This is a genomic window from Methanobrevibacter sp., assembly GCF_045126245.1.
In the GTDB taxonomy this organism is placed as follows: Archaea; Methanobacteriota; Methanobacteria; order Methanobacteriales; family Methanobacteriaceae; genus Methanocatella.
The window spans coordinates 1-2,530 of record NZ_JBGVOG010000029.1; the positions used below are offsets into that span (position 1 = coordinate 1).

Genomic DNA, 2,530 nt, shown 5'->3' on the forward strand with positions numbered 1-2,530 from the left:
AAGATTGACAAATCCAGTGGAATGCTTTGTGGTTATGCAAATGCTGGAGTAGAGGCTATATCATCAGCATTCAGACCGAATTTCTGGCGAGCTGGTACAGACAATGACCGCCGCGGTTGGAAGGCAGAGGAACTGATGGGAGAATGGAAGGATGTAGCAGCCAACGACGTGAAGGTCACATCCTCTACCGAAGGTAATAACGCAGTTGTTGAAGCTATTGTTACATCTGACGGCAAGGCTGTCATGAATATTAAGTACTGCATGCATCCTGACGGTACTCTGGGTGTAAGTTACGACATCAAGATAAATAGTCAGATGCCTGAACCTCTCAGAATAGGTCTTCAGGGTCAGATTGATTCACGTTACTCTAACGTTACATATTTCGGGTTCGGTCCTTGGGAAAACTATTGTGACAGACATGCCGGACTTTTCCTTGGTACCTACAAAACTACGGTAGAAGGTATGATGACTGAATATGTCTATCCGCAGGAAAATGGTAACAGGACAGGAGTACGTTGGTTCACCCTTACCGACAAGAGCGGAAAAGGTATTCAGATACTCGGAGAAAGTCCTCTCAGCATCTCAACATGGAATACTACCCAGGAATCGTTGGAAGCAGCCAAGCATATCGGAGAGGAAAAGGTTCTTGAAGGTTCATTCGTGCTGAATGTCGATTGTAAACAAGCCGGTGTAGGAGGAACAGATACTTGGAGCATCAAGGCAAGACCTGAAGAGCACCACAGACTCCTTGACAAGCACTACAGTTATTCATTCCTGATTCGCCCAACAAATGGCATGAAGGATGCTGTAAACTCGGCTCGCAACCGATAATTATAGAAGCGAGGAAACTTGACATTACTGGAACAGGAATTAGGGATACAAACTAAAGGGATAACAAAATAACATGGAGCAACGTCTTTGTATCCATCTGATGGTTCCAGTGCAGTAATGAAAGTTCCTCGCTTTTAAATGTATAGGTTATATGAAATAAAAAGAAGGAGTGTTGGTCTCCTTCTTTTTTAATTTTCCATTTAAGTAATTGCTTAAATGGGGAATATATAGTTGCTATGCTAAAAACTTATATATGTTGAAGGCCAGAAACGACCTGAATGCTATGGATGGGGTATCCAATGCCCATATCTGAACAACCCAAAGCGGTTGTCATTCGTGGACGGTTCAGATAAACAGGGCTCATGAAATCTTCTATATTCTTCATAATTATCCTTTTTATGGTTCTCAAATCAATAGAGAATTAAAACATGTTTACCTTAACTGTACTTGACTATAAACCGATTAATCTTGCTCGGTTTCTTCTTTATAATCAAAATATACAGGAATCATTCCGGTTGGACACCAATAATTAATTTTGTTGTTGGTATTCAAACTCTTAGGTTGATTCGCAAACATTGAATTCATAAAATCTACCATCTTTTTCATACCTTTAATTGTTTTACCTCCTCTATGCGAAGAGCGTTAATACTAAAATACCTATTGATGATTGTCCTTTTACTTTATTCTATAATATATTTATTTAAAATCTTAATTTAGTTTTTCTTCTAAAAAATTTACAGGTATCATGCCGCTTGGACACCAAAAGTTAATTTTTGCGTTACTGTTTTTTGTATTTTCAACATTGTTTCTCATTACTGTATTCAATAACTTTTTCATACATCTTCAATTTTTAGCTCCTTATAAAAAGGAGGACGTTTATACTAATTAAACAACAATGACAATTTGAAACTATTCACGAGGACAATCATCACGTTTTAACTGTTCAAATCATCGTTATATAATCTTATTGCTACTGTTCAAGAGACATTCTTTAAATAATGTCCTTGTCTTTTCACGCTGCAAAGTTACGGTAAATATGTTTTGTGGCATAAAAAAATAAGGGAAAACTATCAAATAGGCCGTTTTATTTGATTAATGTCAAATTATCGAGTCCTTCTGAAAGCGCAATAGCTATAAGTAAATATTTTGTAATGTTTTGAGCGTTAGAAAAATCTTTCCCCATTAACGTGGGTACGGAATAATACGAACATACAATTAACAAGAATGGAATGAAAAGTGCAGTTAGCAAGTCTGTATATACTTAACAGGAGGATATGTCATATCCTCCTGTGTCACTATCGGCATCGAAAAGAATGGATAGTGATATTTAAAAGCACTCTCTCTTAAATTTATAAATCATAAGAGAGGGTGCCGATTACACCCTCTCTTCCCATGGACAATTAAGTTAAAAACAGCGATAGATATAATGAGCTAATTTCTGATCATTTAATTTATGTTCTTCTGAATAATCTTTTTACCTTTAAAAAATATACCTATTGATTCATTAATCTATGCTTAAAATACATTACTGATTATATTTCAGAGATATTATGTATATAGCTTCTTAAGCCTCTATTCTTTAATTCTGTATTTATTAATCGTAAATACTTTTTGTATTGGTGCAAGTCTAATGTATTTTTCATTAGTTTCAAATTACCATATACTGCTTCATTCAAGTATTTGATTTGTCTTTTCCCCT

3 protein-coding genes are annotated in these 2,530 nt (G+C 35.7%); 1 reads left to right on the top strand and 2 read right to left on the bottom strand.

All coding sequences use genetic code 11. The features are described 5' to 3' along the window. Window positions 1-831 (top strand): beta-galactosidase small subunit (locus tag ACJMLZ_RS02090; protein WP_405303721.1); only part of this gene is annotated, 831 nt, incomplete at its 5' end. A gap of 247 nt (window positions 832-1,078) precedes the next feature. Here the strand turns inward: ACJMLZ_RS02090 and ACJMLZ_RS02095 are convergent. After that, window positions 1,079-1,216 (bottom strand): hypothetical protein, encoded by a 138-nt coding sequence (locus tag ACJMLZ_RS02095; RefSeq protein ID WP_405303722.1) that lies wholly within the window; start codon window positions 1,214-1,216, stop codon window positions 1,079-1,081. 77 nt (window positions 1,217-1,293) lie between these two features. After that, on the bottom strand, window positions 1,294-1,416 hold the full coding sequence (locus ACJMLZ_RS02100) for a hypothetical protein (RefSeq protein ID WP_405303723.1): 123 nt from the start codon (window positions 1,414-1,416) through the stop codon (window positions 1,294-1,296). Window positions 1,417-2,530 lie beyond the last annotated feature (1,114 nt).

Coding starts and splice junctions, on each gene's coding strand:
- ACJMLZ_RS02095 (WP_405303722.1), bottom strand. CDS start 1,216: ATGAAGAATATAGAAGATTTCATGAGCCCTGTTTATCTGAACCGTCCA.
- ACJMLZ_RS02100 (WP_405303723.1), bottom strand. CDS start 1,416: ATGAATTCAATGTTTGCGAATCAACCTAAGAGTTTGAATACCAACAAC.